Annotated in this window: 1 protein-coding gene; it reads right to left on the bottom strand. The window is 68.9% G+C overall.

The window, feature by feature from the left end; translation table 11 throughout:
• Positions 1-1,008, bottom strand: a 1,008-nt coding sequence (locus AC07DW_RS34685) for a glycoside hydrolase family 3 protein (RefSeq protein ID WP_478861561.1), incomplete at both ends; no start/stop codon positions are given.

Below are 1,008 nucleotides of genomic sequence, written 5' to 3'. Positions count from 1 at the left end.
GCGCCATCAGCATGTCCACGCCGGCGTTGAACGCGGCCGCGCAGTTCTCGTTGCTGCAGCCGGTGAGCTGGCCGTGCGCGTTCCAGTCGCCGACCACGAAGCCGTCGAAGCCCATGCGGCCTTTCAGCACATCGGTCAGCAGCGCGTGGTTGCCGTGCATCTTGGCGCCGTTCCAGCTCGAGAACGAGGCCATCACGGTCTGCGCGCCGGCCTTGAGCGCCGGCGGATAGCCGGCGCCGTGGATTTCGCGCAGCTGCTTCTCGCTGATCTTCGCATCGCCCTGGTCGCGGCCCTCGAAGGTGCCGCCGTCGGCGAGGAAGTGCTTGGCCGAGGCGATCACGTGCGCGCCGTCGAGGAACTGCTTGCTGCCGAGCTTGCCCTGCAGTCCCTCGATCGCCGCCGCGGCGTAGCTGGCCACCAGCCGCGGGTCTTCCGAGTAACCTTCATACGTGCGGCCCCAGCGGTCGTCGCGCGGCACGGTCAGGGTCGGGGCGAAGGTCCACTCCATGCCGGTGCTGCGCACTTCGGCCGCGGTGGCCTCGCCGATGCGGCGGATCAGCGCCGGATTGCGCATCGCGCCCAAGCCGACGTTGTGCGGGAACAAGGTCGCGCCGATCAGGTTGTTGTGCCCGTGCACGGCGTCGATGCCGAAAATGATCGGGATCGCGACCTTGCCGTCGCTGTCGTCCATCGAGGCTTTATAGAACTTGTCGGCGATGTCCAGCCATTCCTGCGGCGGCGCGGCGTAGTTGCCGCCCGGCTCGGAGATGCCGCCAGGCTCGGAATTGCCGCCGGCCAATACCGAACCGATGTGGTATTTGCGCACGTCCTCGGGCGTGGCGCTGTTGATGTCGGCCTGGACGATCTGGCCGACCTTCTCCTCCACGCTCATCTTCGCCAGCAGCGCCTGGATCCGCGCCTCGAGCCGGGCGTCGCGCGGGATCGGCGGCTTCAGCGCCGGCCATTGCGCCGGATGCACGCTCGCCGGCGGCTCCTGCGCCGCGCCCA

It is taken from the genome of Streptomyces sp. NPDC045701 (assembly GCF_056432045.1).
This window is presented reverse-complemented; position numbering and strand designations above follow the sequence as displayed.